Source organism: Arthrobacter sp. TJ-265 (assembly GCF_058269135.1).
In genome coordinates, this window is sequence record NZ_JBZCND010000001.1 from 259,420 (window position 1) to 285,991 (window position 26,572).

The 26,572-nt window shown below is 69.9% G+C and carries 23 protein-coding genes; 15 read left to right on the top strand and 8 right to left on the bottom strand.

Translation table 11 applies throughout. From position 1 onward, the window contains the following. Positions 1-18: 18 nt before the first annotated feature. Positions 19-1,401: a 4-aminobutyrate--2-oxoglutarate transaminase gene (gene gabT / locus AC4D2E_RS01210; RefSeq protein WP_490951445.1), complete on the top strand. Its 1,383-nt coding sequence runs from the start codon at positions 19-21 to the stop codon at positions 1,399-1,401. A 67-nt stretch (positions 1,402-1,468) separates the two neighbouring features. Here the strand turns inward: gabT and AC4D2E_RS01215 are convergent, their stop codons facing one another. Together AC4D2E_RS01215 and AC4D2E_RS01220 are read right to left on the bottom strand one after the other, a co-directional pair. Next, positions 1,469-2,059 carry a GNAT family N-acetyltransferase gene (locus AC4D2E_RS01215; RefSeq protein ID WP_490951446.1) on the bottom strand — a complete coding sequence of 197 codons (591 nt, stop codon included), beginning with the start codon at positions 2,057-2,059 and terminating at the stop codon, positions 1,469-1,471. A 164-nt stretch (positions 2,060-2,223) separates the two neighbouring features. Further along, the gene (locus AC4D2E_RS01220; RefSeq protein WP_258069906.1) at positions 2,224-2,895 is read right to left on the bottom strand and encodes a TetR/AcrR family transcriptional regulator; all 672 of its coding nucleotides are present in this window, start codon (positions 2,893-2,895) and stop codon (positions 2,224-2,226) included. 115 nt (positions 2,896-3,010) lie between these two features. Between AC4D2E_RS01220 and AC4D2E_RS01225 the strand changes: the two genes are divergently transcribed. From AC4D2E_RS01225 to AC4D2E_RS01245, 5 genes are all read left to right on the top strand, one after another. Further along, positions 3,011-4,444, top strand: a complete 1,434-nt coding sequence (locus AC4D2E_RS01225) for a flavin monoamine oxidase family protein (protein ID WP_490951447.1) — start codon at positions 3,011-3,013, stop codon at positions 4,442-4,444. Then, positions 4,441-5,340, top strand: coding sequence for a universal stress protein (locus AC4D2E_RS01230; RefSeq protein WP_490951448.1), 900 nt, complete (start codon positions 4,441-4,443; stop codon positions 5,338-5,340). The genes AC4D2E_RS01225 and AC4D2E_RS01230 overlap by 4 nt, the downstream gene beginning before the upstream one ends. Continuing rightward, positions 5,337-6,857, top strand: a complete 1,521-nt coding sequence (locus tag AC4D2E_RS01235) for an APC family permease (protein WP_490909986.1) — start codon at positions 5,337-5,339, stop codon at positions 6,855-6,857. The genes AC4D2E_RS01230 and AC4D2E_RS01235 overlap by 4 nt, the downstream gene beginning before the upstream one ends. Positions 6,858-6,952: 95 nt before the next feature. Continuing rightward, entirely contained in the window at positions 6,953-7,795 is an 843-nt protein-coding gene (locus AC4D2E_RS01240; protein WP_104168136.1) for a universal stress protein, read from the top strand. A 119-nt stretch (positions 7,796-7,914) separates the two neighbouring features. Then, on the top strand, positions 7,915-8,430 hold the full coding sequence (locus AC4D2E_RS01245) for a MarR family winged helix-turn-helix transcriptional regulator (protein ID WP_490951449.1): 516 nt from the start codon (positions 7,915-7,917) through the stop codon (positions 8,428-8,430). A 28-nt stretch (positions 8,431-8,458) separates the two neighbouring features. Here AC4D2E_RS01245 and AC4D2E_RS01250 read toward each other — a convergent pair whose 3' ends face one another. Beyond that, positions 8,459-9,001 (bottom strand): TetR/AcrR family transcriptional regulator, encoded by a 543-nt coding sequence (locus AC4D2E_RS01250; protein WP_104168138.1) that lies wholly within the window; start codon positions 8,999-9,001, stop codon positions 8,459-8,461. Between the two features lie 98 nt (positions 9,002-9,099). On the opposite strand from AC4D2E_RS01250, the gene AC4D2E_RS01255 reads away from it, so the two are divergent. Then, positions 9,100-10,662, top strand: coding sequence for an APC family permease (locus tag AC4D2E_RS01255; protein ID WP_490909984.1), 1,563 nt, complete (start codon positions 9,100-9,102; stop codon positions 10,660-10,662). Further along, the gene (locus AC4D2E_RS01260; RefSeq protein WP_490951450.1) at positions 10,662-11,882 is read left to right on the top strand and encodes a saccharopine dehydrogenase family protein; all 1,221 of its coding nucleotides are present in this window, start codon (positions 10,662-10,664) and stop codon (positions 11,880-11,882) included. Before AC4D2E_RS01255 ends, AC4D2E_RS01260 begins: the two co-directional genes overlap by 1 nt. Positions 11,883-11,909: 27 nt before the next feature. Here AC4D2E_RS01260 and rarD read toward each other — a convergent pair whose 3' ends face one another. Next, positions 11,910-12,872, bottom strand: a complete 963-nt coding sequence (gene rarD / locus AC4D2E_RS01265; RefSeq protein WP_490909982.1) for an EamA family transporter RarD — start codon at positions 12,870-12,872, stop codon at positions 11,910-11,912. 196 nt (positions 12,873-13,068) lie between these two features. Here rarD and AC4D2E_RS01270 point away from each other — a divergent pair, with 196 nt between their 5' ends. The 5 genes from AC4D2E_RS01270 (at position 13,069) to AC4D2E_RS01290 (ending at position 20,023) form a co-directional block, all read left to right on the top strand. Continuing rightward, complete coding sequence (locus AC4D2E_RS01270) at positions 13,069-14,490, top strand: FAD-dependent oxidoreductase (protein ID WP_490951451.1); 1,422 nt, start codon at positions 13,069-13,071, stop codon at positions 14,488-14,490. Between the two features lie 61 nt (positions 14,491-14,551). Continuing rightward, entirely contained in the window at positions 14,552-15,904 is a 1,353-nt protein-coding gene (locus tag AC4D2E_RS01275; protein WP_104168142.1) for a GAF domain-containing protein, read from the top strand. A 129-nt stretch (positions 15,905-16,033) separates the two neighbouring features. After that, positions 16,034-17,950: a M23 family metallopeptidase gene (locus tag AC4D2E_RS01280; protein ID WP_490951452.1), complete on the top strand. Its 1,917-nt coding sequence runs from the start codon at positions 16,034-16,036 to the stop codon at positions 17,948-17,950. A 133-nt stretch (positions 17,951-18,083) separates the two neighbouring features. After that, positions 18,084-19,607, top strand: coding sequence for an acetaldehyde dehydrogenase ExaC (gene exaC / locus AC4D2E_RS01285; protein WP_104166535.1), 1,524 nt, complete (start codon positions 18,084-18,086; stop codon positions 19,605-19,607). 8 nt (positions 19,608-19,615) lie between these two features. Continuing rightward, on the top strand, positions 19,616-20,023 hold the full coding sequence (locus AC4D2E_RS01290; protein ID WP_104166533.1) for a DUF779 domain-containing protein: 408 nt from the start codon (positions 19,616-19,618) through the stop codon (positions 20,021-20,023). A 68-nt stretch (positions 20,024-20,091) separates the two neighbouring features. Here the strand turns inward: AC4D2E_RS01290 and AC4D2E_RS01295 are convergent, their stop codons facing one another. From AC4D2E_RS01295 to AC4D2E_RS01305, 3 genes are all read right to left on the bottom strand, one after another. After that, positions 20,092-20,403: an ArsR/SmtB family transcription factor gene (locus AC4D2E_RS01295; RefSeq protein WP_490910530.1), complete on the bottom strand. Its 312-nt coding sequence runs from the start codon at positions 20,401-20,403 to the stop codon at positions 20,092-20,094. Positions 20,404-20,405: 2 nt separating this feature from the next. Next, on the bottom strand, positions 20,406-21,317 hold the full coding sequence (locus AC4D2E_RS01300; RefSeq protein WP_490909979.1) for a cation diffusion facilitator family transporter: 912 nt from the start codon (positions 21,315-21,317) through the stop codon (positions 20,406-20,408). A 70-nt stretch (positions 21,318-21,387) separates the two neighbouring features. Then, a complete protein-coding gene (locus AC4D2E_RS01305; RefSeq protein ID WP_490951453.1) occupies positions 21,388-22,371 on the bottom strand; it encodes an aldo/keto reductase in 984 nt (327 codons plus the stop codon). 136 nt (positions 22,372-22,507) lie between these two features. Between AC4D2E_RS01305 and AC4D2E_RS01310 the strand changes: the two genes are divergently transcribed. Together AC4D2E_RS01310 and AC4D2E_RS01315 are read left to right on the top strand one after the other, a co-directional pair. Then, positions 22,508-23,158 (top strand): TetR/AcrR family transcriptional regulator, encoded by a 651-nt coding sequence (locus tag AC4D2E_RS01310; protein ID WP_490909977.1) that lies wholly within the window; start codon positions 22,508-22,510, stop codon positions 23,156-23,158. A gap of 49 nt (positions 23,159-23,207) precedes the next feature. Further along, entirely contained in the window at positions 23,208-25,763 is a 2,556-nt protein-coding gene (locus tag AC4D2E_RS01315) for an MMPL family transporter (protein ID WP_490909976.1), read from the top strand. A gap of 61 nt (positions 25,764-25,824) precedes the next feature. On the opposite strand, the gene AC4D2E_RS01320 is transcribed toward AC4D2E_RS01315, so the two are convergent. After that, on the bottom strand, positions 25,825-26,460 hold the full coding sequence (locus tag AC4D2E_RS01320; protein WP_490951454.1) for a YitT family protein: 636 nt from the start codon (positions 26,458-26,460) through the stop codon (positions 25,825-25,827). Positions 26,461-26,572 lie beyond the last annotated feature (112 nt).

Sequence of the window (26,572 nt, forward strand, 5' to 3'; positions counted from 1 at the left end):
CTGGATAGGAACCCCCTGATGACCATCGCAACCACCCCCGGCGCCGTCGCGCCGACCTTCCGGATCGAGCAGAAGCGCCGCATCAACGGCGACTTCCCGGGCCCGAAATCCACCGAGCTGGCCGCGCGCCGCTCCGCCGTCGTCGCCAAGGGCGTCGCCTCGGGCGTACCCGTGTACGCGGCGGACGCCGACGGCGGGATCATCCAGGACGTCGACGGCAACTCCTTCATCGACCTCGGCTCCGGCATCGCCGTGACGAGCGTCGGCGCGTCGGACCCCGCGGTGGTCGCCGCGGTCAGGGAGCAGGTGGGGCACTTCACGCACACGTGCTTCATGGTGACGCCCTACGAGGGCTACATCGCCGTCGCGGAGCAGCTCGCCGAGCTGACGCCGGGCGATTTCGAGAAGCGGACTGTCCTGTTCAACTCCGGCGCCGAAGCGGTCGAGAACGCGGTCAAGGTGGCGCGGCTGGCCACCGGCCGCGACGCCGTCGTCGCGTTCGACCACGCCTACCACGGGCGCACCAACCTGACGATGGCCCTGACGGCCAAGTCCATGCCGTACAAGGCGAACTTCGGCCCCTTCGCGCCCGAGATCTACCGCGTCCCCATGAGCTACCCGTTCCGCGAGGAGAACCCGTCCATCACGGGCCCCGAGGCGGCGCAGCGCGCCATCACCATGATCGAGAAGCAGATCGGCGCGCAGTCCGTCGCCGCGATCATCATCGAACCCGTGCAGGGTGAGGGTGGCTTCATCGTGCCCGCCGAGGGCTTCCTCCCCGCGCTCGCGGAGTGGGCCGAGGCCAACGGCGTGGTGTTCATCGCCGACGAGGTGCAGTCCGGGTTCTGCCGCACCGGCGAATGGTTCGCCGTGAACCACGAGGGCGTGGTGCCCGACATCGTCACGATGGCCAAGGGCATCGCCGGCGGCATGCCGCTCTCGGCCATCACGGGGCGCGCGGACCTGCTCGACGCCGTGCACGCCGGCGGGCTCGGCGGCACCTACGGCGGCAACCCGGTCGCCTGCGCGGCGGCACTGGCCGCGATCGGCACCATGAAGGAGCACGACCTCGCCGGTCGCGCCCGCAGCATCGAGGCCAGGGTCTCCGAGCGCATCGCCGCCCTGCAGACCGAGCTCGGCGAGCGGAGCATCATCGGGGAACTCCGAGGACGCGGCGCCATGCTGGCCATCGAGTTCGTGGAACCGGGCGGCAGGACACCCAATGCCGAAGCCACGAAGGCGATCGCCGCCCAGTGCCTTCGTGAGGGCGTCATCATCCTCACCTGCGGTACCTACGGCAACGTGGTCCGCCTGCTGCCGCCGCTCGTCATCACCGACGAGCTCCTCGAGGACGGCCTCGACGTCCTCGAGGCCGCCATCCGCGCGGTCAGCGCCGGCTGACCCCCGACACACGACGAAGGCCCTGCAGCAGTCCGTGCTGCAGGGCCTTCGTCGTGGTCCGGGGAGGTCACCCGACCGGGATGAGGGCCTGGAAGTGGGGGTTCTCGGTCAGGAAGGCCTGGGCATGCTCGCAGTAGGGGACGGGCGCGAGGCGGCGCCGGTGGGCGTTCAGGAGCGCCTTGCGGACCAGGACGGCCTCGAGGCCGGACCGGTCATGGTCGGATCCCACGACGGTCTGCAGCAGGCGCAGGCGGCCGGCCCGCAGATCGTACTTCACGTAGCCGACCATGACGCCGTCATGGAACAGCTCGAAGCGCGAGGCCGCCGGATTGTCGCGGAACTTCTCGCGGAGCTGCTCGGTCTCCGCGCGCTCGCTGGCACGGGACTCGCGGTCGGTGATCGCCTCGACGACCGCCTCGTAGTCGTCCAGCACGCCATAGGGCGGGAAATCGGCATCGAGCGCCCGGTAGAGCTCGTTGCACAGGATGCGCAGCTCCCGGGTGGAGACCGACGAGAGGTCGCGGGGGACCTCCGGGGTCTCGGTGTCGGGCGCCTCCCGGGCCGCGCGATCGACGACGTCGGCATCGGACGAGGGGCCGTGAGCGGCGCGCGCGGCCGGCAGGGAATCGGGGCTCGGGGGGAGGGGTGCAACGGACATGGGAAACCTCTGAGGATCTGTGGGTGGCTCGGCCGTTGCTTGACCTGTCACGTACCGTAACAGCCCGCGGGGGATCCGTAAAGCTAACCTCCCTAGCAATCCGTGTCCCGAGGAAGTGGCCGGGGTGTCGGTCCGATCCGGCGGCCCCTCGCGGGACGGGAGGGTCAGGAGGAATGGGCGGCCAGCTGCTGGCGGAGACCCGCGATCATGGCGTCGAGCCCGGCCCGGAAGGCGGCATCCGCGGCCCGTCCGGCTCCCGCCGCCTCCGAGGCGCTGCGCACCGCGGACGTGAACACCGGGAACTCCTCCGCGAGCGTGCCGGAGTCGAAGATGTCGCCGGGCGCGGCGACGTCGAGCGCCGAGCCGTAGATGAAGGACTCGAGGGCCACGATCGCGGGCACGATGCGGTCCTCGGGCCAGCCCGCCGCAGCGAAGCCGCGAGCCACCTCCTCGTACATGCGCAGCGTCTCCGCGGCATCGGTCACCGGCAGGACGGCGATCACCGGGACCAGAGGGGCATGCCGCGCGAAGACCTCGCGGTAGGACCAGGCCCACTGCCGTACCGCCTCATCCCAGGGCTCCAGGGCGAACGCGCCGAAGTCCACCATGGTCATGACGTGGTCCTGGACCCAGCGGAGCACCTCCTGCTTCGACGCGGCGTGGTTGTAGAGGGCGGAGGGCGCCACCCGGAGCCGGCGCGCCAGGGCTGACATCGTCAGGCCCTCGTAGCCCTCCGCGGCGATGAGGTCGAGCGCCGCCGCCGTGATGCGGTCCCTGGACAGGACGCTGCGGGGCGGCCGCCCGGCGCGCCGGGGGGTCGGTAGTGCTGAGGTCATCGATCCTGCTCCCTGTTCCGATGGCATCAACCCTACGGGCGGACCCTTCCCTCCGGGTGGCCATGTAACTATAGTGGGCCCAATAATGAATACCATTCATTTTGTGGCCTGCGCCATGCAGCACCAGGAGGATCACGTGAACACCATCGAACGCGACGTCGTCATCATCGGAGCAGGACCCTCGGGCCTCACCGCCGCACGCGAGCTGAGGAGAGCCGGGCACTCGGTCGCCGTGCTCGAGGCGCGGGACCGCGTCGGCGGACGCACCCACACGGACGTCATCGACGGCGCCGTCCTCGAGGTCGGGGGGCAGTGGGTGTCGCCGGACCAGACCGCGCTCATCGACCTCCTCCACGAGCTGGGCCTGAAGACCTTCTCCCGGTACCGGGAGGGCGACTCCGTGTACATCGGCCCGGACGGGGAACCGATCCGCTACAGCGGGGAGATGTTCCCGGTCAGCGACTACACGCGCGAGGAGATGGAGCGCCTCATCGTGATCCTCGACCGGCTCGTCGACGAGGCCGGGCCCGAGGCGCCGTGGAACCACCCGGACGCCCGCGCCCTCGACACCATCTCCTTCCACCACTGGCTCCGGCAGCAGTCCGACGACGAGGAGGCCTGTGACAACATCGGCCTCTTCATCGCGGGTGGCATGCTGACGAAGCCGGCGCACTCGTTCTCCACCCTGCAGGCGATCCTCATGGCGGCGACCGCCGGGTCCTTCTCGAACCTGGTGGACGAGGACTTCATCCTCGACAAGCGCGTGGTCGGCGGCATGCAGTCCGTGTCGGAGCGCATGGCGGCCGAGCTGGGGGAGGACGTCATCCTCTCGAGCCCCGTGCGCACGCTCCGCTGGAGCGGCATGGAGGGCCCCGACACCACCGAGGGTGTCACGGTGGTCTCGGACACGACGACGGTGCGGGCGCGGTACGCCGTCGTCGCCGTCCCTCCCAATCTCTACTCGCGCATCAGTTACGACCCGCCGCTGCCCCGCCGCCAGCACCAGATGCACCAGCACCAGTCGCTCGGTTTGGTGATCAAGGTGCACGCCGTCTACACCACCCCGTTCTGGCGCGAGGAGGGGCTCTCGGGGACGGGTTTCAGTGCGGGGTCGATCGTCCAGGAGGTCTACGACAACACGAACTTCGAGGACCCCCGCGGTACCCTCGTGGGCTTCGTCTCCGACGAGAAGGCCGACGCCATGTTCGAGCTGCCCCCGCACGAGCGTCGCGAGCGCATCCTCTCCGCGATCGCGAACTTCCTCGGCCCGAAGGCGCTCGAGCCGGAGGTGTACTACGAGTCGGACTGGGCGGCGGAGGAGTGGACGCGCGGCGCGTACGCCTCGAGCTACGACCTCGGCGGGCTGCACCGGTACGGCCGGGACCAGCGCACGCCCGTGGGCCCCATCCACTGGTCCTGCTCCGACATCGCGGCCGAGGGCTACCAGCACGTCGACGGCGCCGTCCGGATGGGCCGGCACACCGCGGCCGAACTCCATCGCGTCCTGTCCACCGGCGTGCAGGCCGCCGCGACCGGTCGGGGGGCATGACCATGCGCTACATCGTGGGATACACCGCCGATGAGCGCGGGCACGACGCCGTCTGCCTCGCCGTCGCCCTCGCGCGCCGCCAGGGCGCGAGCCTCGACCTCGTCCTCGTCACCCCCCAGCATTCCCCCTACGCAGGGATCCACCAGCGGGGCAAGGGCTTCGAGAGCCTCCTGACCGACCAGCTGCAGGAGTGGATGGACCAGGGCCTCGCGCTCGTGCCGGACGACGTCCCGGCGCGTGGCGTGATCGTGCGGGCGGAATCCAACGCCGAGGGCCTCATCCGGGCGGCGGAGGACAACGAGGCGTCCCTGATCGTGATCGGGGCCAGCTCCCGCGGCCTCGCCAACCGGTTCAGCATCGGCAACGTGGCCCGGAGCCTCCTCCACGCCTCACCCGTCCCGGTGGCCCTGGCGCCCAAGTCCTACCGCCGCACCGATCCCGTCACCCGCATGACCTGCGCGGTCGGCAACAGGGCGGGAGCGGACGACGTCGTCTCGGTCGCGGTGGCCTCGGCGCAGCGCCGCGGCCTCCCGCTGCGCCTCGTATCCCTCGTCGCACTCGATGCAGGGCACTCGGACCCGGAGGGCATGGAGGACTCGGCGAACCGCCGGCTCGGGGAGGCCGCGTCCGCCCTCGCCGCCGGCGGGCGGGTGAGCGTCGAGACGGCGCACGGCTCCTCCATCGAGGAGGCCATCGAGGCCCTGGCCTGGGACGAGGGAGAGGTGCTGCTCGTCGGGTCCAGCCGCCTCGCGCAGCACATGCGCATCTTCCTCGGCTCCACGGCGAACAAGATCCTGCGTACGCTGACCATCCCCATGGTCGTCGTCCCGCGTACGTACTCAACACCCGGTACCACCACCGGCCCGGGTTCCCACACCACAGAGGCGGACGTATGAGTATCGAGGAGACAACACGGGAAGGAACAGGGCTCAGCAGGAAGGGCCTTGACGACGGAACCGTCGGACTGCTGGGCGCCGTCGTCATCGGGGTGTCCTGCGTGGCCCCCGCGTACACGCTGACCGCGGCCCTCGGGCCCACGGTCGCCGAGGTCGGGGTCAACCTGCCGGCCATCTTCCTGGTCGGCTTCATCCCCATGCTGCTCGTGGCCCTCGGCTACCGGGAGCTCAACAGCGCCATGCCCGACTCCGGCACCACCTTCACGTGGGCCACCCGTGCGTTCGGGCCGTGGGTCGGCTGGATGGGCGGGTGGGGACTCATCGCCGCCACCGTGATCGTGCTCTCCAACCTGGCCGCGGTCGCCGTCGACTTCTTCTACCTGATGCTCGCGCAGGTCCTCGACAACCCGGGCATCGCCGACCTCACGCTCAACCTGCCGGTGAACATCGCGACGACGCTCGTCTTCATCGCGCTCGCCTGCTACGTCTCCTACCGCGGGATGGAGACCACCAAGGCGGTCCAGTACGTGCTGGTGACCTTCCAGGTCGTCGTCCTCGCCTGGTTCGCGATCGCGGCGTTCGTCCACGTCGCCAACGGCACCGCCTTCGACGCCACGCCGATCAGCGCGGAGTGGTTCAACCCGTTCGCCGTCGGCTCGTTCTCCGCCTTCGCCGCGGGCGTCTCGCTGTCCATCTTCATCTACTGGGGCTGGGACGTGACGCTCACGATGAACGAGGAGACCAGGAACCCGGAGAAGACCCCGGGCCGCGCCGGCGCCCTCACCGTCGTCGTCATCGTGGTCATCTACCTCACCGTCGCCCTCGCGACCCTCTCCTTCGCGGGCGTCGGGGAGGGTGAACTCGGAGCGGGCAACCCGGACAACCAGGAGAGCATCTTCGCTGCGCTGGCCGGTCCCGTGATGGGTCCGTTCGCCATCCTGATGTCGATCGCCGTCCTCAGCTCCTCGGCCGCATCACTCCAGTCCACGTTCGTCTCCCCGGCCCGCACCCTGCTCGCCATGGGCCACTACAAGGCCCTGCCGAAGGGGTACGGCCGCATCAGCCCGCAGCACAAGTCGCCGAGCTACGCCACGATCGCCGCAGCGATCGCCGCCGCCGGCTTCTACGTGTTCACGCGGCTGGTCTCCGAGAACGCACTCTGGGACACCATCACGGCGCTCGGCATGATGATCTGCTTCTACTACGGCATCACCGCCCTCGCCTGCGTCTGGTACTTCCGGGCCCAGGCTTTCAGCAGCGCCAGGAACGTGCTGTTCCGCTTCCTCGCGCCGCTGCTCGGCGGGGTCATCCTGCTGGTCATGTTCTTCAAGACCGCCAACGACTCCATGGATCCTGCCTACGGCTCCGGGTCCGAACTGTTCGGGGTCGGCATGGTGTTCATCCTCGGAATCGGCGTGATCCTGCTCGGTGCCGTGCTCATGCTCATCTGGTGGCGGATCAACCCGGCGTTCTTCCGCCAGGAGGTGATCGTCCGGGGATCGGCTCCGAGGCCGTAGCGGGACGGACGGGGGCGCTGCGCTAGAGTGGACCGACTCCGCGGCGCTCCCGAAGGCCGCACCGCCTTCGCCCCGATCGAGGAAGAGGAACCGCCGTGCGCTACGTCGTTGGCTATACCGGGAATGACCGCGGGCAGGACGCCCTCGAACTGGCCACGTCGCTTGCCCTCACACAGGGGGCGGCCATCGACCTGGTCACCGTCCTCGACTGGCCCCAGGACGGCAGCATGGCACCCGGCGGCCAACGCGCGCAGGACGCCCTCGACCACGCGGCCGCCGGCGTGCCCGACGGCGTCGAGGTCGCCACGCACGTGCGTCTCGCCGACTCGTTCGCGCAGGGGCTCCTCGAGGTCGCGGCCGACGTAGACGCCGGACTGATCGTCGTCGGGGCGTCCAGCAACGGCCTCCTGCGGCGCTTCACCGTCGGCAGCGTCGCGAATGCCGTGCTCCACAGCTCCACCGTCCCGGTGGCGCTCGCCCCCCGCGGCTACCGGCACCGGTCCGCCTTCACCCGGATGACGAGCGCGGTCGGCACCCGCGCCGGGGCGGACGGCGTGCTCGAGGTCGCCGTCGAGTCCGCGGCACGGCGAGGCCTCCCGCTGCGGCTGATCTCGCTCGTCGCCCTGGACGTCCACGAGGCGTCCGACTCCGGCGAGGCCATCAACAAGGCCCACCAGCATGCCCACTCGGTGCTGGCGCGCGCCGTCGAGCAGTTGCCAGCAGGCCACGAGGCCTCGATCGCCGTCGCCCACGGCCGGACGATCGAGCAGGCCATCGACGAGATCGAGTGGGATCCCGGAGAGCTCGTGATCGTCGGATCGAGCCGTCTCGCCCAGCGCCGGCAGATCTTCCTCGGCACCACCGCCAACCAGATGCTGCGTGCCCTGCCGGTGCCCATGGTCGTGGTGCCACGGGACTGGGCGCGCGCACCGCGCTGATCCCCGCCGCGCCGATCCACGCCGCGCCGATCCCCGCCGTCGTCCCGCCTGCGACGTCATGACACGTAATGCTGCGGATTCAGGGGCGGAACGGGTTCCCTCCGGCCTACGATGCGGCGATGGAAGGACTCCACGACCGCGCGGGTGCCGGCTCGGTCCCCGCCGATCCGTGCGAGGACGGACGCCATGCCGCGCTCGACGCCGTCGAGGACACGGCCGCCTCGATGTGCCGCAGCGAGCAGCGGGTCTGCTGGGCGCTCGCCCGCGGGATCGACCCGGCGATGGAACCCGCGGCCTACAGCCTGCTGTGCGCCGTGCGCCTGGCCGGTTCCTGCCGGGTGAGCGACCTCGCGGTGACGCTCGGCATGAGCGCGTCGGCGGTGAGCGGGCACGTCGCTGCGCTGCAGCGGCTCGGGCTGGTGGAGCGTGGTGCGACCCGCGATGACGAGCGGTCCCACCCAGTCCACCTGACGCCCGAGGGCCTCCGGCGCATCGACGAAGCACGCGCCGACCGGCGTCGGAGCTTCCGGCGGCAGCTCGCGGGATGGAGCAGGACCGACGTCGTCGACCTCGCGGCTCTCCTGACGCGCTTCAACGCGGCGTATCTCGGTCGAGGGGACGGACCGCCCGCCTGACACGCTGTGCGTGGTCCGGCCGGCCGGCTCAGTACCGGATGGTCCTCACCAGCGCGATGATGCGGTCGATCGTCGCGGGGTCGGTCTCCGCGGGCAGCGCGCCCGTGCCGGTGAGGGACGCGTTGAAGTAGATGCCGTCGCCCAGCAGCATCACGAGGTGCACCATGTCCTCGTGTCCCATGGCCTCCATCAGGACCTCGAACCACAGCGTCCGGCACTGCGCCAGCAGTTCGTTCGCCTCCGGGTGTGAACCCTGCGCCAGCCGTGTCACCGCCACGTTGCACCGCTCCAGGGGACTGCGGACGTCGAGCGAACTCGTGACGTAGTAGGTGGCCGCCGTCGCCGGGTCCGCGCGCATGATCGCCACGTCCTCGGCCACGAGGAGGCGGAGGCGGTCGAACAGCGCGGCCGCCAGTTCGTCCTTCGACCGGAAGTGGTAGGTGAGGCCGCCCTTGGACACCCCCGCCCTCAGGGCGATCGCATCGAGGGTCGCGGCCCGTTCCCCGTCCGTGAGGAGGATGTCCTCGTAGGCGTCGATCAGGCGCTGGGCGGTCGTCGGAGGCGTGGCCATGATCCGCAGTCTAGGACCCTTCTCAGAAAACCGACTGGTCGGTATAGTGACGTCAGCCACGACGCGTGGCGTCGGTTTCTTCCAGAGACGAGGCCCTCATGAATTCGATCCCGTCCCCCACGAGGGACCCCGGCGGGGGAGCGGTGCGGCCCGGCAAGGGCCTGGCGGCCGGGACGCTGGGGCTCTGGGCGTCCGTGGTCATCGGCCTGGCGTCGACGGCACCCGTGTACTCCCTGGTGGCCACCCTCGGCTTCGTGGTCCTCGCCGTCGGCGCCCAGACGCCGATCGCATTCATCCTCGCGTTCATCCCGATGCTGTTCGTCGCCTTCGCCTATCGGGAGCTGAACCAGGCCGTCCCCGACTGCGGGACCTCCTTCACCTGGGCCACCAAGGCGTTCGGTCCCTGGCTGGGCTGGATGGCCGGCTGGGGCGTCGCCGTCGCCGGCATCGTCGTCCTGGCCAATCTCGCACAGATCAGCGGCCTCTATCTCTGGCTGCTCGTGGGGGACGGATCCCTGGCCGGGAACCCGCTGCTGGTGACGATCACGGGTGTCGTCTTCATCGCCCTCATGACGTTCGTGAGCTACCGAGGGGTCGAGATCGGGGCCAGGCTGCAGAACGTGCTGCTCGGCATCCAGTACCTGGCGCTGGCCCTCTTCGTGGTCGTGGCTCTCGTCTCGGTGGGACGCGGGACCGCGGAGAACGCCACACCCGTGTCCCTCGAGTGGTTCAACCCCTTCGCCTTCGAGAGCGTCGAAGGCTTCACCGAGTCCATCCTCCTGGCCCTGTTCATCTACTGGGGCTGGGATGCATGCCTGGCCCTCAACGAGGAGACCAAGGACCCGCGCCGCATCCCCGGTCTCGCGGCCCTCATCTCCACGGTCCTGCTGCTCATCACCTACGTGGGTGTCAGCGTCGCGGCGATGATGTACGCCGGTGTGGGGGAGGAGGGGATCGGCCTCGGGAACGAGGCCAACTCCGAGGACGTGTTCCTGGCGCTCAAGGACGCCGTGCTGGGTCCGTGGGCGTGGCTGCTGGTCGTGGCGGTCCTCGTGTCCGCGGTCTCCTCGACCCAGACGACCATCCTTCCCACCGCCCGCGGCACCCTCTCCATGGCCGTCTACCGCGCCCTGCCGGCCCGGTTCGGCACGGTGCACCCCCGCTTCAGGACCCCCTCGTTCTCGACCCTGGTGATGGGGATCTCCGCGATCGCCTACTACGTGGTCATGACCATCATCAGCGAGAACATCCTGGCCGACTCCATCCTCTCGCTCGGCCTGGCCATCGCCTTCTACTACGCGATCACCGGCTACGCCTGCGTCTGGTACTTCCGGCGCGAGCTGTTCACCTCACGGCACAACGTGATCTTCCGGTTCCTGTTGCCGCTGCTCGGTGCGCTGATGCTGACGGCCGCGTTCGTCAGGTCCGCCATGGACATGGCCGACGTCGACTACGGCTACAGCGTGCTGCTGGGCATCGGCGGGACCTTCGTGACCGGCATCGGCTCACTCGCGCTGGGACTCGTCCTCATGATGCTCTGGCGGGCCCGGTCCGGCTCGCTCCCCTTCTTCCGCGGGGAGAGCCTCGACGAGGACACCCCGGTCCTGGTGCCGGACTCCCCGGACACCCGCAGGCGTTCGATCGACGGAGGTCTGTCCTGATGCGCATACTCATCGTCGGGGCCGGCGGAGTCGGCTCCGCCGCCGCCCGGATCGCGGTCCGCCGGTCCTTCTTCGACCTGCTGGTGGTCGCCGACCACGATCCCGCCCGACCCCGGCGCCTCGTCGAGGAGTTGGGGGACCCCCGGCTCCTCGCGGCACAGGTCGACGCCTCGTCCGCGGACGCCGTGGCTGCCGTCGTGCGCGCGCACAGGATCACCCACGTGCTGAACGCCGTGGACCCGCGCTTCGTGATGCCGGTGTTCAACGGCTGTTTCGACGCCGGCGCCACCTACCTGGACATGGCGATGAGCCTCTCCGTACGGCATCCCGACCAGCCGTACGAGAAGACGGGGGTCATGCTCGGCGACGAGCAGTTCGAGGCGGCCGGGCGCTGGTCGGCTGCGGGGCGGCTCGCGCTGGTGGGGATCGGCGTGGAACCGGGGCTGTCGGACGTCTTCGCCCGGTACGCCGAGGACGAGCTGTTCTCCTCCATCGACGAACTCGGGGTCCGCGACGGCGCCAACCTGACCGTGGAGGGATACGACTTCGCGCCGTCGTTCTCCATCTGGACCACCATCGAGGAGTGCCTGAACCCGCCGGTGGTCTTCGAACGGGACCGTGGCTGGTACACGACCGAACCGTTCAGCGCGCCGGAGGTGTTCCACTTCCCGGAGGGGATCGGCCCCGTGGAGTGCGTGAACGTGGAGCACGAGGAGGTGATCCTGATGCCCCGCTGGACCGATGCCAGGAAGGTGACCTTCAAGTACGGCCTCGGCGAGGAGTTCATCGGGGTCCTGCGGACCCTGCACAAACTGGGCCTGGACTCCACCGAGCCGGTCTCCGTGAAAGGCGTGGCCGTGGCGCCCCGGGACGTCGTCGCCGCGGTGCTCCCGGACCCGGCCACGCTGGGCGACCGGATGAAGGGTAAGACCTGCGCCGGGCTCCTCGTCACGGGCGTGGGCAAGGACGGGGCGCCGCGCTCGGTGTACCTCTACCACGTGGTGGACAACGAGTGGACCATGGCGCAGTACAACTCGCAGGCGGTGGTGTGGCAGACCGCCGTCAACCCGGTGATAGCCCTCGAACTGCTGGCCGCGGGGACCTGGCGGGGTTCGGGGGTCCTCGGGCCGGAAGCGTTCGACGCGCAACCCTTCCTGGACCTGCTCGCCGCGGACGCGCCGCTGGGCTACGGATCGCCCTGGGGGATGGAGGAACGCTGACCCTGGGACGCGGTCCTGCGTCCGGCGTCAGACGGCGGTCGCGGCGGGTTCCTGCACCTGCGCGGACCTCGGCTGGCGGCGCACGGTCCGGAGCATGTCGACGGTGAGGAGGATGAGCCCCACCCACACCAGGCTGAAGCCGATCCACCGCTCGAACGGCATCTCCTCGTGCAGGACGAGGAGCGCGAGCAGGAACTGCAGCACGGGCGCGAGGTACTGGAGCAGTCCGATGGTGGTCAGTGGCAGACGGCGCGCTGCCGCGCCGAAGAAGATGAGGGGGACGGCGGTGATGACACCCGAGGCAGCCATGATCCAGAAGTGCCCCGCGCCCTCGGTGGTCAGGGTCGCGGCGCCCGTCGACCCGAGCCACAGCATGACGGCGAGGGCGATCGGCGCCAGGACCGCCGTCTCGATGCTGAGGCTGGAGATCGCGTCCACCCGGGACCCCACCTTCTTCTTCGCGAATCCGTAGAGGCCGAAGGAGAAGGCCAGCGTGAGGGCGATCCACGGCACCGCGCCGTACCCGATCGCCAGCACGATCACGGCGAGGATGCCCATGCCGATCGCCGTCCACTGCAGCGGACGCAGTTTCTCGCGCAGCACCACGACGCCCAGCAGGACCGAGACGATGGGATTGATGAAGTACCCGAGGGAGGCCTCGATCGCCTGCCCGGTGGTGACCCCATAGGTGTAGACCAGCCAGTTGACCGCGATCAGCAGTGCGGCGATGGTCAGGGTCCCCACGATCCGCGGCGTGCGCAGGGCCGTCAGGACAGGCCGCCACGAGCGCAGCGCCGTGAGGAGCAGGGCGCAGAAGACCAGCGACCAGAGCACACGGTTGGCCACGATCTCGACGGGACCGGCGGGCGCCAGGACGAGGAAGTACAGCGGCAGCAGCCCCCACAGCCCGTACGCGCCGATCCCGAAGAGGATTCCCGTGGAGTTCTCGCTCCGTGCCGGCCTCGGTGTCTTCCCGCGTGTTGCAGTCACGAGGGCGTGAACGGGGCCCGCAAGGCCTTTATTCCCCTGCCCGGCCGATCCGGTACGCATCCGGGAACGAATGCCGGGGGAGATGCGCGCCACTGTTTTCGTCGGCGCAGCCCTGCGGCATTTAGAATAAGGAACTGTGCGCTTATTCGCACCGCGGTAACCATCGGGAGCATTCCACCGGGAAGAAGGCTAATCAGTGTCTACCTCAGCTGCGGCACGGCCGCTGCGGGTCGCGATCATCGGCGCCGGTCCGGCGGGCGTCTACGCTGCCGACATCCTGACGAAGTCGAACGAGGTCCAGGGGGGCGACTTCGCCGTCAGCATCGACCTCTTCGACCAGTACCCGGCACCCTATGGCCTGATCCGCTACGGGGTCGCCCCGGATCACCCGCGCATCAAGGGCATCGTCAATGCTCTCCACAAGGTGCTGGACCGCGGTGACATCCGTTTCCTCGGGAACGTGAACTACGGCCGGGACCTCACCCTCTCCGATTTCCGGCGCTTCTACGACGCCGTCATCTTCGCGACCGGGGCCATCAGGGACGCGGACCTGGACATCCCCGGCATCGGGCTCGAGGGCTCCTTCGGCGGTGCCGACTTCGTGTCCTGGTACGACGGGCATCCCGATGTGAGCCGGGACTGGCCGCTCGAGGCCCGCGAGATCGCCGTGATCGGCAACGGGAACGTGGCGCTCGACGTCGCACGCATCCTGTCCAAGCACGCCGACGACCTCCTCTCCACCGAGATCCCGGACAACGTCTACCAGGGGCTCAAGGCCTCGCCCGTGACCGACGTCCACGTCTTCGGCCGTCGCGGACCCGCGCAGGTGAAGTTCACGCCCCTGGAGCTGCGGGAGCTCTCGCACTCCCGCGACGTCGACATCGTCCTCTACCCCGAGGACTTCGACTTCGACGCCGGTTCGGAGGCGCAGATCGCATCGAACAACCAGACGAAGACCATGGTGAAGACGCTGACCAACTGGCTGGTCGAGGACGAGCCGACCGGCGCCTCCCGCCGCCTCCACCTGCACTTCCTCCACTCGCCGATCGAGGTCCACGATTCTCCCGAGACCCCGGGCAGGGTTGCGGGGATGCGGTTCGAGCGCACGGAACTGACCGGGGACGGCAGTGTCCGCGGGACCGGGGAGATCATCGACTACCCCGTCCAGGCCGTCTACCGTGCCATCGGCTACTTCGGGTCTGAACTTCCCGAGGTGGGCTTCGACGAGAAGCGCGGCGTCATCCCCAACGAGGGCGGACGCGTCATCGACGAGGACGGCACGCCCGTGCCCGGCATCTACGCCACCGGCTGGATCAAGCGGGGTCCCGTGGGCCTGATCGGCCACACCAAGGGAGACGCGCTCGAAACCATCGGCTACCTCCTCGAGGACCGGCTGAATCTCCCGCCGGCCGAGGACGGCTCCGAGGACGCGATCATCGAACTCCTCGAGGCGCGCGGCGTCCGGTACACCACCTGGGAGGGGTGGCTGAAACTGGACGCCCACGAGATGAAGCTGGGCGCCAACTTCGTCAACACCTCGGGCAACGCCGAGCTCGTCCGGGAGCGCGTGAAACTCGTGCCCCGCGAGGACATGGTGGCCATTTCCCGCGGTGAGTAGTCCGGCTACACTGTGACCTGTCCCACGCCATCCCTGGGACTGGTCACGAAGCGGAGTGCCGATGTCGCCGTCCCGTTCACTAGCCGAAGCCGAGCTCTCCTCCGATGCGCTGCAGCGAAGAGCCTTCGCAGCACACGAAACGCTGGGGCAGGGCACGGGAATAGACGGTGACCTCCGCGGCGTCGTCCGCGAATCCTGGCGCAGGTCCCTCGGTTTCCTCCGTGATCCCGCCGCTGCCGAGGCCCGCCTGTTCTGCTCCGAGGAGGAGCTCGAGTCCTACCGCCAGGGCCATCCCCTGGCGGCCGTCATGCCCGTCATCCACCGCCTGCTCGTCCAGCCGAGCCTGGAAGCGGGGATGCTGGTGGCTGTCGGCGACGAGAACGGACGGCTTCTCTGGGTGGACGGGGATCGCGAGCTGCGCCGCAGCGCGGAGGGCATGCTCTTCGTCCCCGGAGCGGACTGGTCGGAATCGACCGTCGGGACGAGCGCTCCCGGGACGGCGCTCGCCCTCGACCGCAGCGTGCAGATCGCCGGGGCGGAGCACTTCAGTCGCAAGGCCCATCCGTGGAGCTGCACGGCGGTGCCGGTGCACGACCCCGACTCCAGGACGGTGCTCGGCGTCGTCGACATCACGGGCACCGACGATGCCGTCGCCACCCACACGCTGGCGCTCGTCGAAGCCGCGGTGGCGGCTGCCGAGGCGCAGCTGAGCATCCACCGGCTGCAGGACCGGTTGCCGCGCACGAAGCGACGCCGGCAGGGGCGTGGCCAGGCGGCGCTCTACCGGAACAGCCTGCAGATCCTGGGGATAGACCACGGGGTGGTCCACACCGGCGGCGCCTCGCTCGAGTTGAGCCTCCGCCATGCCGAGTTGCTGACCATCCTCGCCCTGCACCCGGAAGGACTCACCGCGGACCAGCTGGCGACCATGGCCTACCCGGAGGAGGCGTCCGGGACGACGGTCCGGGCGGAGATCCTGCGGCTGCGGAAGGTCCTGGCGCAGTACGGGGACGCCACGGTGCCACAGTCCCGCCCCTACCGGCTGCCGGGACAGCTGGTCGTCGATGCGGTGCAGGTCCTGAGCTACCTTCATCGCGGCGCGCACCGCATGGCACTCGGCATCTACCGCGGGCCGGTCCTTCCTCGGTCTCAGGCCCCCGCGATCGTGAGACTGCGCAACGAGGTGTCAGTCCTCCTGCGGGACGCAGTGCTCAACGACGGCGCACCGGAGACCGTGCTCCAGTACCTCGCCCTCGCGGAGGCGGAGTACGACGCGGAGGCGTGGCAGCTTGCCCTGCGCGTCCTCCCGCCGCGCTCCCCACGGCGGGCTGCGGTGGTGGCGCATGTGGAATGGCTCGACGCCGAGCTGACGGCACCCTCGACGTCCTCCTCAATTTCTCCTAAAGTTTGTTAGCCAATCGCAATAATCCGTCGTTGTACGGGCAGGGGCCGGGTTAGCGTTATGCCTGGTGGCTGATGATTCCGCCGGACAACATTTCCCGGCGGCTGCACTGAAGCAGCAGACGGGCAAGGGGGGATACGCATGACGCAGTCCGCAAGGCACCCGGCCGGGCCGGTCCGGAGCGCCCGAACATCGCGCACCACCATGCATGCCAGTGTGGCGATCGTGGTCTGCTTCGTCGGCTTCCAGGGATTCGTGCCGCCGTCGGAAGAGGCCGCCTCCACGATCTCCTCCGGGCCTTCGTCCGCTTCGACGCTCGCCCGGTCCGGGCACGACGCACTGTCGCCGACGGGCCTCGTGGGCCCGTCGCTGCTGATGCCCCTTGAGGCGCTCGACCCCCTCAAGTCCTTCAATCCCCTGGTTGCCCGTGATCCCGGGCGGTCACCGCTCGGCGTTCCGCCGGCCATCGGCGCTGAACCTGCCGTCCCCGAGGTCCTGATGACGTCCGCCGTGCGGCGACCGACGGCGGGCACCCTCTTCGCGCCCCTCGACGCTCTCGTGCCCAGTTCCTCCTTCGGTCACCGCACCAGCCCCATCTCCGGCGAGGCCGGCGAGTTCCACACCGGTCAGGACTACGCGGCTCCCTGCGGCGCGCCGGTCTACGCGGCAGACGCCGGCACGGTGCGAGCTGTGGGCTGGCACCCGTGGGGTGGCGGCAACCGCGTCGAGATCGACCACGGAAACGGCCTGATCACGAGCTACAACCACCTGCAGGGCATCTCCGTGCAGAAGGGGGACGCCGTCAACGGCGGGGACACGATCGCCGAGGTCGGGTCCACGGGATCCTCGACCGGCTGCCATCTGCACTTCGAGACGATCCTCGACGGCGAGCATGCGGATCCGGTCGAATGGAGGATGGCCCCCACGCACCACGGAAAGCGCGCCGGGATGTTCAGGGACTACAACCCCGAGGGCAGTGCCGCGACGAGCATCCCGGCGTGGGCACAGTTCATCACCCGGCCCGACCAGTCCGTGCACGGTGATCATCCGTTCGTCGCGGCCCCGTGGGGCGGCAACGCCGTAGTCCATGCGGGCCATGCGCCTGGGGCATCCGGTGGCTCCGCGACGGGACGCGTCACGCCCGCTCCGCGTCCCGACCTCCCGTCAGGGTCGTCGGGCATCAGGCCCGCGCCCGTGGTCAAGCCTGCCGACAAGCCGGCCGAGAAGCCGGTCGACAAGCCCGTCGACAAGCCCGCGGAGAAGCCCGCCGAGAAGCCTGCGGAGAAGCCGGTCGACAAGCCCGCGGAGAAGCCGGCCGAGAAGCCGGTCGACAAGCCTGCGGAGAAGCCGGTCGACAAGCCCGCCGACAAGCCTGCCGAGAAGCCGATCGACAAGCCCGCCGAAAAGCCTGCGGAAAAGCCGGCCGAGGAGACGACCGACAAGCCCGCCGAGAAGCCGACCGAGGAGACGACCGACAAGCCCGCCGAGAAGCCTGCTGAGAAGCCGATCGACGAGCCCGCCGAAAAGCCTGCGGAGAAGCCGGCCGAGAAGCCCGCTGAGAAGCCAGCTGACAAGCCTGCGGAGAAGCCGGTCGAGGAGACGACCGACAAGCCCGCCGAGAAGCCGGCCGAGGAGACGGCCGAGAAGCCTGCCGAGGAGCCGGTCGACGAGCCCGCCCCGGCGCCTGCTCCTGCCCCGGCCCCTGCCCCGGCCCCTGCCCCGGCGCCTGCCCCGGCCCCGGAAGCACCAGCCCCGGCGCCTGCTCCTGCCCCAGCGCCGGAGCCTGCCCCGGCCCCTGCCCCGGCGCCAGCCCCTGCTCCGGCGCCGGCCCCGGAAGCACCGTGCGAGGCGGATCCGTCGACGCCGGAGACGCCCGCCGGAACGACGGAACCAGTGGCGGAAGCGACCCCGGTCGAGGGCGCCGAAACCGATCCGTCGTGCGAGGACCCGAACGCGCCCGCCGAGCCCGGCCCCGCTCCGACCCCGGCCGGCGTCGATCCTGCTGCACCGGCCGGGCCGGCGAAGGACGAGGCTGCGCCCGCAGTCGGAGAGGGCTGACGCACGGAGCAGTGATCCGACGGAGCGTCGCCGCCCCGCGGAGCTCGTGCAACGTCGATGCAACCTTCGCGCTCCTACTGTGTGCTCCAGGGACGACGACGTCCTGCACCCGAGGAATTCAAGGAGTTCGACGATGACTGTTTACGCCCAGCCTGGCCAGGATGGATCGAAGGTCAGTTTCAAGCCGCGGTACGAGAACTGGATCGGTGGTGAGTGGGTTTCCCCCATCAAGGGCCAGTATTTCGAGAACATCTCCCCGGTGACGGGCAAGGCTTTCTGCGAGGTGGCGCGCGGCACCGCCGAGGACATCGAACTGGCGCTGGACGCAGCCCACAAGGCCGCCCCGTCCTGGGGCAAGACCTCCGCCGCGGACCGGGCGCTGGTGCTGAACCGCATCGCGGATCGCATGGAGGAGAACCTCGAGATGCTCGCGGTGGCCGATACCTGGGACAACGGCAAGCCGGTCCGGGAGACCCTCGCCGCCGACATCCCCCTCGCGATCGACCACTTCCGGTACTTCGCCGCCGCCATCCGGGCCCAGGAGGGTGCCCTGTCCCAGCTGGACGAGGACATGACGGCCTACCACTATCGCGAGCCGCTCGGCGTCGTCGGGCAGATCATCCCCTGGAACTTCCCGATCCTCATGGCGACGTGGAAGCTGGCCCCGGCGATCGCCGCAGGCAACGCCGTCGTGCTCAAGCCCGCGGAGCAGACGCCGTCGTCGATCCTCGTCCTCATGGAACTGATCAGCGACATCCTGCCCGCTGGTGTCATCAACGTCGTGAACGGCTTCGGCGTGGAGGCCGGCAAGCCGCTCGCCTCGAGCAAGCGCATCCGCAAGATCGCCTTCACCGGCGAGACGACCACGGGCCGACTGATCAGCCAGTACGCGAGCCAGAACCTGATCCCCGTCACGCTCGAGCTCGGCGGCAAGAGCCCGAACATCTTCTTCTCGGACGTCGCCGACAGCAACGACGCGTTCTACGACAAGGCGCTCGAGGGCTTCGCACTCTTCGCGCTGAACCAGGGTGAGGTCTGCACCTGCCCCTCCCGCGCACTCGTGCAGGGTTCCATCTACGACTCCTTCATGGCGGACGCGATCGCCCGTGTCGAGAAGATGGTGCAGGGCAATCCGCTGGACACCGACACGCAGGTCGGGGCACAGGCCTCCAACGACCAGCTCGAGAAGATCCTGTCCTACATGGACATCGGCCGGCAGGAGGGCGCCAAGGTCCTCACCGGCGGCGAACGGAACATCCTCGGCGGCGATCTCGCCGAGGGCTACTACGTGAAGCCCACCGTGTTCGAGGGCACCAACAGCATGCGGGTGTTCCAGGAGGAGATCTTCGGCCCCGTGGTCTCGGTGACGCGATTCGACGACTACGCGGAGGCCCTGGAGATCGCCAACGACACCCTCTACGGTCTCGGTGCGGGCGTCTGGTCGCGGAACGGGAACGTGGCATACCGGGCAGGGCGCGAAATCCAGGCCGGGCGCGTGTGGGTGAACAACTACCACGCCTACCCCGCGGGAGCGGCGTTCGGCGGCTACAAGTCCTCGGGCATCGGCCGCGAGAACCACGCCATGATGCTCGATCACTACCAGCAGACCAAGAACCTGCTGGTCAGCTACTCCGAGTCCAAGCTCGGGTTCTTCTAGGAGACGCCGTGACCGTCGAGGCTTCGGTGACGATCCCGGGGGAGACCATCTCGCGGGTGGCGCTGACCGGCGCCGCCGTCGAACTGCTGGACAAGCTGTGGCTCATCCACGGGCCGCTGATGTTCCACCAGTCCGGCGGGTGCTGCGACGGCTCGTCGCCGATGTGCTATCCGGCGGGCGAGTTCATCACGGCGGAGGCGGACGTGCTGCTCGGCGTCCTGGACATCTCGGCGGGACCTCGTGCGGACGCCGGGGGCGAGCCGCGGCTCATCGAGTTCTGGATGTCGCGGGAGCAGTTCGAGTACTGGCGCCACACGCACCTGACGGTCGACGTCGTCCAGGGCCGGGGGAGCGGCTTCTCCGTCGAGGCCCCGGAGGGCAAGAGGTTCCTGATCCGCTCCCGACTGATGGGCTAAGGGGAGGACGGACGGGGCCCGGTGCGTGTCTTGCGCCGGGCCCCGTCCCATGACCGGTCGGCCCTGGTTCAGGGATGACTGCGGTGGGCGGGGTCCACGGCGAGGACGATGCCGAGGAGGTCCGTGAGGGCATGCCCGAGCTTCGGGTCCACGAGTTCGTAACGCGAGCGCCGCCCCTCGGGGACCGACACCACGAGGCCGCACCCCCGCAGGCAGGAGAGGTGGTTGGACAGGCTCTGGCGGCTGACGCCGAGCAGTCCGGCCAGTTCGGTGGGATAGGCCGGCGCATCCCGCAAGGCCACGAGGATCCGCACGCGCGTCGGATCGGACAGGGCGGTGCCCACGCGTTCCAGGACCGACGTCGAGGTCAGGGTCTGCAGCATCAGTGCGTCAGCTCCGTCTCGTGGCGCATGTGTCCCAGCGGCTCGATCTGGAAGGTGCAGTGGTCGATGCTGACATCGAAATGCCGTGCCACGCACTCCTGGAGCTGGTCCAGCACGGCGTGCGCGGAGCCGTCCCGGTAGCAGTCGTCATCGACGACGATGTGCGCGGTGAGGACCGGCAGGCCGGTGGCGATCTGCGTGATGTGCAGGTCGTGGACGTCGCGGACGTGGGGCAGGCGCGCGATATGGCTGCGGACCTCCTCGAGGTCGATACCGGCGGGGGTGGATTCGAGCAGCACGTCGATGGTCTCGCGCAGCAGCTTCAGGGTCCGCGGGATGATCAGCGCGCCGATGAGCATTGCCACGACGGCGTCCGCCCGCATCCACCCCGTCAGCGTGATGATCACGGCGGCCACGATGACGGCCACCGACCCGAGGGCGTCGTTGAGGACTTCGAGGAACGCCGCCCTCAGGTTGAAGCTGGCGGTCCGGTGCCGCGCCAGCAGCCCGAGCGCAGCGAGATTGCCGAGGAGGCCGATCACCCCGAAGACGATCATCTCCGGAGCCGCGACGTCCGTCGGCGTGATGAGGCGCCGCACCCCCTCGACCAGGACGTAGGTTCCGACAGCGAGGAGGAACGCGGCCTGCAGCAGGGCGGCGATGACCTCCGCCCGGCGGAAGCCCCACGAGCGTCGCGCCGACGCCGGCCGGACCGAGAGCGTGGCGGCGCCGAGCGCCATGGCCAGGCCTGCGGCGTCCGTCAGGACGTGCACGGAGTCGAAGAGGAGGGCCAGGCTGCCTGTCCACAGGGCGCCGACGATCTGGAGGAGGAAGACGCCGAGCGTGATGGCGAGCGCGCCGGCCAGCGGGCCGCGCCGGCCGGCGCTCGCCGGTGCGTGGTGGGTACCCATGCCCCGATAGTACATCCGTCCGTGAACCTTGGGGCGAGCGGGTCGCCGGCTGATCCGGAGGGACGGGCGGCTACCGGTCGACGCCGGACATGTCCTCGTAGCGGTCTCCGACGGGGGCGGCCACACCGTCCAGCTGCGCGAGCTGCTCGGGGGTGAGCGTCAGGGCGTCCGCCGCGACGTTCTCCTCCAGGTAGCGCACCTGCTTGGTTCCCGGGATCGGGGCGATGTCCGTGCCCTGGGCGAGGAGCCAGGCGAGGGCCACCTGCCCCGGCGTCGCCTCGAGCTGCCGCGCGACGTCGTCCACCTGCTCGACGATCCGGATGTTGGTCTGCAGGTTCTCGCCGGCGAAACGCGGATTGTTGCGGCGGAAATCCGACTCGTCGAGCTGGTCCACCGAGCGGATGGTACCGGTCAGGAAGCCGCGGCCGAGCGGCGAGTAGGGGACGAAGCCGATCCCGAGCTCGCGGACGAGCGGGAGGATCTCGCGCTCCGGCTCCCTGCTCCATAGGGAGTACTCGGTCTGGAGCGCCGTCACCGGGTGGACGGCGTGCGCCCTGCGGATCGTGGCGGGTGCCGCCTCGGACAGCCCGATGTGCCGGATCTTGCCCTCCTGGACGAGTGAGGCAAGGGCGCCCATGGTGTCCTCGACCGGCACCGAGGGGTCCATGCGGTGCTGGTAGTAGAGGTCGATGTGGTCGGTCTGCAGCCGCTTCAGCGACCCCTCGACCGCGAGGCGCACGTTCTCCGGACTGCCGTCGAGCCCCATGGCGTCACCCGCCGCATGGCGGATGGTGCCGAACTTCGTGGCCAGCACGACGTCGTCGCGCCTGGTCCTGAACGCCCGGCCCAGCAGCTCCTCGTTGGTGTAGGGGCCGTACATCTCGGCGGTGTCGAAGAAGGTGACGCCGAGGTCGAGCGCGCGGTGGAGGGTGGCCATCGCCCCGGCGTCGTCCTTCCCGCTGCCGGTGTAGAACGCCGACATGCCCATGCAGCCGAGGCCGAGCCGGGAGACGTCGAGGCCCGAGCCGGGGGCGCCGAGGGTGATGGTTCTCATGGGAGCCGCCTTCGCAGGGGAATCGTGGGAGGAAAAGGGTGCCTCGGCCAGAGTACGCCGGGCGGCCCGCCCGCGGTCAGGGCCGGCGTCGGAGATCTTGTTGCACGCTGTGCAAGAATTCGCCTACGCTGTGATCGTGCTGGAAACGACCGACGACGCAGTGCCCGTGGGCCGCCGCGAGCAGAACAAGATCGACACTCGCCGAGCGATCGCGGATGCGGCGATCGACCTCGCGCTGTCCGTAGGGCCCGGCTCGTTCACCGTGGACCAGATCGCCGTACGGGCCGGGGTCTCCCGCCGCACGTTCTTCAACTACTTCCACAGCGCCGAGGACGCCCTGACCGTCCGCACCGACGGGTTCCTCGACCTGGCGCTGGAGGTCTTCGGGCGGATGCCGCAGGACGAGCCCCTCTTCGACTCCATTATCCGGGCGTTCACCGAGACCACGCGGATGGAGGGCCTCTCGCAGCACGGCGCCCTCTTCCGCATGGCGGACTCCAACCCGGATCTCTTGCGGGCGCAGCTGCACTCGTGGGAACGCGCCGAGGTGCGGATCGTCGAGGGGCTGCGCCGACGGCTCGGGGCGGACGCCTCCGAGCTCTACCTCACCGCCCTGGTGGGGAGCGTCCTCTCCTGCACCAAGGCGGCGATGCGCGACTGGGCCGCCGTGAGCCACGACTCCACCGGCAACCCCGGGCAGGAGCTCGAGGAACGCATCCTCGCAGTGCTGACCATGCTCCGCGACGGGTTCTCCCCCCGCACCACCGGGCCCGTCTCCCGGACCTGACTCCTTGTCCTTCCTCCCCTGCCCGCTCCCTTCCTGCTAGGACTCCTCCATGGCTTTCCTCCTCTACCGGCTCGGTTCCTTCGCGTTCCGAAGGCGGTGGTGGGTCGTCTCCGCATGGCTCGCCATCATGCTGGCGGTCGGCGCCGCCGCCGTCGCCTTCTCCGGGACGCTCACCAACAACTTCACCATCCCCGGTACCGAGTCGCAGCGCATCTCCGACCGGCTGCGGGAGGAACTGCCGGAGGCGGTCGGCGGCACGGGCACGGTGGTGTTCACGTCCGACGACGGCGCCGCCTTCTCGCCCGAGCAGCGTGAGGGCGTGCAGGCGGCCCTGGCGGACATCGCCGCGCTCGACGGCGTGCGCGGCGTCATCGACCCCTTCGACGTCGCGGACCAGGTGGCGTCCGGCAGTGAGGAGCTCGACGCCGGTCGCGCGGAACTCGACGCCGGCGAGCAGCAGCTGAGCGCCGGAGAGGACCAGCTCGCGCAGGGCCAGCAGCAGCTCGACGAGCAGCGTGCACAGTTCGAACAGGTCCGGGCGCAGCTCCCGGGACCCCAGGCGGCGGCCACCGCCCAGCAGCTAGAGCAGGGCCAGGCGAGGCTGGATGCGAGCCGCACCGAGCTGGAGTCAGGGCGGGAGCAGCTCGAGTCCGGGCGCACCGAACTCGACCTCGCCCAGCGGCAGCTCGACGCCACCTCCGGGGTGAGGCTGGTGTCCGAGGACGGCTCCACCGGCGTGGCCAGCGTGCAGTTCGACCAGCAGATCAACGCGGTCTCTCCGGAGCTGCGCGGAGCGGTGCAGGAGGCGGCTGCCGAGGCGGAGTCGGCAGGAGTGACCGTCGAGTACAGCAAGGAGATCGTCGAGGACGTCTCCGGGATCGTCGGGGCGACGGAGGCCGTCGGCCTGGCCGTCGCCGCGATCGTCCTCATCCTGATGCTCGGCACCCTGGTCGCCGCCGGGCTGCCGCTGCTCATGGCCATCGTCGGGGTCGGCGTGGGCGTGGGGGTCACCTTCGCACTGTCGGGGATCGTCGAGATGAACAGCATCTCCCCGGTCCTCGCCCTGATGCTCGGCCTCGCCGTCGGCATCGACTACTGCCTGTTCATCGTGAACCGGCACCGGACCCAGCTCCTGCACGGCATGGACCTGCAGGAGTCGATCGCCCGTGCCACCGGCACCGCCGGGAACGCCGTGCTCTTCGCAGGCATCACCGTGATCGTGGCCCTCGCCGCGCTCGCCGTGCCAGGGCTTCCGTTCCTGACCGTCATGGGTCTCTCCGCAGCGGGCACGGTGGCGGTGGCCGTCCTCGTGGCGCTCACCCTCACGCCTGCGCTCCTCGCGCTGATGGGACGTCGCGTGATCTCGAAGCGCCGGTGGGCCAAGGCCGCCGGACACAGGCACTCCGCCGCCGCATCCCTGGACTCCGAGGACAGCACCGCCCTGGCCGACCAGCGCGCCGCGCGCGGCGCGGGCTGGGGCGGCTTCGTGACCCGGAAGCCCGTCCTGACGGTCCTCGCCGGCGTGGTCCTCCTCGGCGTCATCGCCATCCCGGCCGCGCAGCTGCGCGTCGGCCTGCCCGACGGCGGCACGGAACCGGCCGATTCCACGGCGTTCCAGGCCTACAGCACCATCGGCGACAAGTTCGGGGCCGGCACCAACGGCCCGCTGATCGTCGTCGGATCCCTCCCCGGGACTGCCGACGAGGCCGAGCTCACGACGCTCCGGCTCGACGTCAACGACCGCCTGCGGGACGTGCCCGGGGTCGCCGCGTCGGTGCCTGCGACGGTGAGCGAGGACGGCCGCACTGCGATCTTCCAGGTCATCCCCGAGGAAGGACCCGCCAGCGAGGCCACCGAGAACCTGGTCCGCGACCTTCGCGCCGCGACCGGTGACTTCGAGGACCGGACCGGCGTCGCCATTGCCGTGACCGGTCAGACCGCGGCGAACATCGACGTCTCCGCCAAGCTCATGGAGGCGCTGCCGGTGTACCTGGCCATCGTGGTCGGGCTGTCCCTGATCCTGCTCCTGCTGGTGTTCCGCTCCATCCTCGTCCCGATCATCGCGACCGCCGGGTTCCTGCTCTCACTGCTCGCCAGCTTCGGCGCGACGGTCGCCATCTACCAGTGGGGCTGGCTCGGCGACGTCTTCGGGGTCACGAACCCCGGGCCGATCCTCAGCTTCCTGCCCATCATCCTGATCGGGGTGCTCTTCGGCCTCGCGATGGACTACCAGATGTTCCTGGTGTCCGGCATGCGGGAGGCGTACGTCCACGGGGACGACCCCAAGGCCGCAGTGCGCATCGGCTTCAGTCATGGCGCCCGGGTGGTCACGGCAGCGGCGATCATCATGGTCTCCGTGTTCGCGGGCTTCGTGTTCTCCCACCTGGCCATGGTGCGCCCGATCGGCTTCGGTCTCGCCTTCGGGGTGCTGCTCGATGCCTTCGTGGTCCGCATGACCCTGGTCCCGGCCGCGATGTACCTGCTGGGCCGGCACGCCTGGTGGCTTCCCGCATGGCTCGGGAGGATCCTCCCGGACGTCGACGTCGAAGGAGCCCGGCTCCTGCGCGACGAGAAGGAGAAGGAGTCCGTCCCGGTTCCCGCCTGAGGCCCTGGGTCGGAGGTGCGGGGGCACGCGGCCGGGAAGGGCGGCCCCCGCCCCTGGGCCCTCAGGCGCCGAGGTAGCGTCCGGGCCTGTGGTTGAGCGCCAGGACGAGGTTGAGCACTACGGCGCCGACGGCCGAGAGCAGCACGCCCGCGGGCGCGACGACGGTGAAGGCGGCGAGGATGACGGTCGTGTCGAGAGCCATCTGCACGTACCCGGCACGCCAGCCGAGCCGTTCCTGCAGGATGAGGGCGAGGATGTTGAAGCCGCCGAGGCTCGCCCGGTGGCGGAAGAGGATCAGCAGCCCGACACCTGCCAGCAGGTTCCCGCCGAGCGCCGCATAGAGGGGGTTCAGGGTCAGTCCGCCGAGCGACACGGGGTGCAGGGCGGCCAGGCCCGCGACGAGCGCCACGGCCACCATGGTGCGCAGCGTGAAGTCCCAGCCCTTCTTCCACACGGCGAGGGCGAAGAACGGGATGTTCACGAGGAAGAACAGCGCGCTGAAGGACAGGCCGCCCGTATAGCTCAGGAGCATGGCGAGGCCCGCCGTCCCGCCGGTCACGGCGCCGCTCGTCGTGAGCAGGAACAGGCCGAGGGACACCGTGAAGGTACCCGTGACCATCCCCAGGATGTCCTCCGGCACCGAGTGCCTGACGATGACCTCGGCGCCGATCGGGGCGGGGGCTGTTGTGGTGTCCATGGCGGCAAGCTATCACCGGCAGGTGCGGCCCGACGCACCGGGGGCCGTCGATGTGAACAAGGGCACAGGGGGTGGCCCGGACGCGGATCACCAGGACGCCGGGCGGCAGGAA